At 69.6% G+C, this 3,373-nt stretch carries 4 protein-coding genes and 1 pseudogene; 4 read left to right on the forward strand and 1 reads right to left on the reverse strand.

Annotated elements, in window-relative coordinates; all coding sequences use genetic code 11:
- Window positions 1-15 precede the first annotated feature (15 nt).
- A complete protein-coding gene (locus ACWEK3_RS42155) occupies window positions 16-432 on the reverse strand; it encodes a substrate-binding domain-containing protein (protein WP_453252246.1) in 417 nt (138 codons plus the stop codon).
- Between ACWEK3_RS42155 and ACWEK3_RS42160 the strand changes: the two are divergent.
- The 4 genes and pseudogenes from ACWEK3_RS42160 to ACWEK3_RS42175 all read left to right on the forward strand — a co-directional run.
- Window positions 431-598 (forward strand): annotated as a pseudogene (locus ACWEK3_RS42160) (SDR family NAD(P)-dependent oxidoreductase); the annotation flags it as partial. The gene ACWEK3_RS42155 and the pseudogene ACWEK3_RS42160 sit on opposite strands and share 2 nt — an antisense overlap.
- Before the next feature lie 215 nt (window positions 599-813).
- On the forward strand, window positions 814-1,212 hold the full coding sequence (locus ACWEK3_RS42165) for a hypothetical protein (protein ID WP_450547169.1): 399 nt from the start codon (window positions 814-816) through the stop codon (window positions 1,210-1,212).
- A 298-nt stretch (window positions 1,213-1,510) separates the two neighbouring features.
- A complete protein-coding gene (locus ACWEK3_RS42170) occupies window positions 1,511-2,515 on the forward strand; it encodes a glycoside hydrolase family 11 protein (RefSeq protein ID WP_453252247.1) in 1,005 nt (334 codons plus the stop codon).
- A gap of 43 nt (window positions 2,516-2,558) precedes the next feature.
- On the forward strand, window positions 2,559-3,373 hold an 815-nt coding region (locus ACWEK3_RS42175; RefSeq protein WP_453252248.1), incomplete at its 3' end, for a polysaccharide deacetylase family protein.

Below are 3,373 nucleotides of genomic sequence, written 5' to 3' on the forward strand. Positions count from 1 at the left end.
AGCAGGGCGTCCAGGTCATTCGTCACAGATCGATCTTGGACGCCCTGTCCGCGTTCCCAAACGCACCGTCAGCATTCGGAATGACTCGTCTAGGGCGGGGCGCAGCCGCCGGGAGCGGCCAGGCTTGCCGTTCAGCATGTTGACCAGCGTCGTCGCCGCCACTTCCCCCATCCGGTACATCGGGGAGCTCACGGAGGTCAGGGACACCGGCAGGGCAGCCGCCAGCGGGACGTCGTTGTAGCCCACGATCGCCACGTCCCGGCCCACCGTGAGGCCCGCGTCCCGGACCGCCGCCATCACGCCGATCGCCGCGAAGTCGTTGACCGCGAAGACGGCGGTGGGCCGCGGCCGCAGGGCCAGCAGCCGCTCGGCCGCCGCCCGGCCGCCGGGCACGTCGAAGCGGGACCGCACGACGTGCAGCCAGCTGGGCATGAAGGGGGGCGAGGGCCTGGTGCACTACTCGGCGGCCAAGGCCGGCGTCATCGGACTGACCAAGGCCCTCGCCCGGGAGGTCGCCCCGCACGGGGTGCTGGTCAACGCGATCGCTCCGGGCCCGGTGTTCACCCCGCTGGTGGAGGGGATCAGCGAGGACTGGAGGCAGGCCAAGCAGGCCGAGCTGCCCCTCGGCCGGTTCGGGGTCCCGGCGGAGGTCGCCCCCGTACCGCGCTGGGAGGACGTCCTGGCCCCGCCCGGCCGTTCGGTCCTGGCCGCCCGCGCGGCGCGGACTGAACGGCTTCTGGGCCCGGATCGGGACTGCGGGTCCGGGCCTGGCTGTCCGCGTGATACCTGCTCGGAGACCGGGTCGGCCGGACCGTGCACGCGGCGGACCTGGACACGCTGTGGCGGGCGGCCGCCGAGCGCGGTGCGCGGCCGGCGGGCGGGCTGTCGCTGCGGGGCCCGGCCGGCACCGTGCCCGTCGAGGTGCCCGGCGGCTGGGACCCGGCCACGGTCGCGGTGTGGTGCGCCGCCGTGGCCCGGACCGAACCGGACACCTCACTGGAGATCACCCTCCCCGACCCCGGCAGGACGCGCACCGTGCTGGTGGAGATCGGGTCCGGCGCCGTACGGGCCAGGGTCCTGGAGGCCGCCCCGGGCGGCCCGGAGCGCGGGGGCGCGATCCTGGTCGGCGGAGTCGGCGCGACCGGTGCGGCCCGGCATCTGACGGCCTGCCATCTGCCGGCGAGTGCGCCTGAGGAACGGGACGGGCCATAGCGAGCAGGCCGCTCTCGAAACTTTCGAAGGTGTCGGCTTTGAAGTTGATCTAGAGGTCTGGCGCCTCGCCGGGCGCGCCTGGACCGCTCCGGCGACTACGCCTATGACTAGGCAGAACATGCCATCTTGAGCCTCCTGGCCGGAGCGAACGTTTCGAAATTCCGACCGAAACTGTTGACACCCGACGGGCCCGGCTCAACACTTCTCACCGCTGCGTCACCTCCTGGCAGCCGGCCGTTCCGCGAGGTCCTGTCGTGCTGCCCGCCCCCCACCACCTTCACGAGGAGGAAGCACGGACATGAACACGCTCGTCCAGGCGAACGGCCGCAGACGCGGTCGCTTCACGTGGTTCATCAGGAGTGTCTGCGCCGCCGCCCTGGTTGTCATGGCCGCGATGACACTGCCGGGCACCGCCAGCGCCGACACGGTCATCACCTCGAACCAGACCGGCACCAACAACGGGTACTACTACTCGTTCTGGACCGACAGCCCGGGCACCGTCTCCATGAGCATGGGGTCCGGCGGCAACTACAGCACCTCATGGAGCAACACCGGGAACTTCGTCGCCGGCAAGGGCTGGAGCACCGGCGGACGCAGGAGCGTGAACTACTCCGGCAGCTTCAACCCGTCCGGCAACGCCTACCTCGCCCTCTACGGGTGGACGACCAACCCGCTCGTCGAGTACTACGTCGTCGACAACTGGGGCACCTACCGGCCCACGGGAACGTACAAGGGCACGGTCACCACGGACGGCGGCACGTACGACATCTACCAGACGACCCGGGTCAACGCCCCCTCCATCGAGGGCACCAAGACCTTCAACCAGTACTGGAGCGTCCGGCAGTCGAAGCGGACGGGCGGCACCATCACCACCGGCAACCACTTCGACGCCTGGGCCCGCAACGGCATGAACATGGGCGCCTACAACTACATGATCATGGCGACTGAGGGCTACCAGAGCAGCGGCAACTCCAACATCACCGTGGGCGACTCCGGCTCCGGCGGTGGTGGCGGCGGTGGCGGCGGTGGTGGCACCGGTGGGTGCACCGCGACGTTGTCGGCGGGTCAGCAGTGGAGTGACCGGTACAACCTGAATGTGTCGGTGAGCGGTTCCAGTAACTGGACGGTGACGATGAACGTTCCGTCGCCGGAGAAGATCACCGCGACCTGGAACATCAGCGCGAGTTATCCGAGTTCGCAGGTGCTGGTGGCCAAGCCCAACGGCAGCGGCAACAACTGGGGCGTGACCATACAGACCAACGGCACCTGGACCTGGCCGACGGTCTCCTGCAGCGCGAGCTGATCCGGCCGACACCGAAGACCCCTTCAGAAAGGTCCCAAGCCGCATGAGAACCAGACCACTTGCGTCACTGCGGTCCCTGGTCGCGGGACTGGCCGTCACGGCACTGGCCGTGGCGGGATCCCTCACCGTCGACGCCGCTCCGTCGTACGCGGCCACCTGCAACGGGTACGTCGGACTCACCTTCGACGACGGCCCGTCCAACGACCGCACCCCGGCCCTGCTCAACGCGCTGAAGCAGAACGGGCTGCGGGCCACGATGTTCAACGAGGGCCAGTTCGCGGCCTCCTACCCGGCTCAGGTACGGGCCCAGGTCGACGCCGGCATGTGGGTCGGCAACCACAGCTACACCCACCCGCACCTGATCCAGCAGAGCCAGTCGCAGATCGACTCGGAACTCTCCCGGACCCAGCAGGCCATCGCCGCCGCGGGCGGTGGCACGCCGAAGCTGTTCCGGCCGCCCTACGGCGAGACCAACTCGACGCTGAAGTCGGTCGAGGCCAAGTACGGCCTGACCGAGATCATCTGGGACGTCGACTCGCAGGACTGGAACGGTGCGAGCACCGACGCGATCGTGCAGGCCGTCTCCCGGCTCGGCAACGGCCAGATCATCCTCATGCACGAGTGGCCGGCCAACACGCTCGCCGCGATCCCGCGCATCGCGCAGACACTGGCCTCCAAGGGCCTGTGCTCCGGCATGATCTCCCCGCAGACCGGCCGCGCCGTGGCCCCCGACGGAGGCGGCTCCGGCGGTGGTGGTGGCGGTGGTGGTGGCACCGGTGGGTGCACCGCGACGTTGTCGGCGGGTCAGCAGTGGAGTGACCGGTACAACCTGAATGTGTCGGTGAGCGGTTCCAGTAA

It is taken from the genome of Streptomyces sp. NPDC004721 (assembly GCF_053601495.1).

Excerpts from the sequence above, each read along its gene's own strand:
- ACWEK3_RS42155 (WP_453252246.1), bottom strand. The coding sequence starts at position 432 with ATGCCCAGCTGGCTGCACGTCGTGCGGTCCCGCTTCGACGTGCCCGGC.
- ACWEK3_RS42170 (WP_453252247.1), top strand. The coding sequence starts at position 1,511 with ATGAACACGCTCGTCCAGGCGAACGGCCGCAGACGCGGTCGCTTCACG.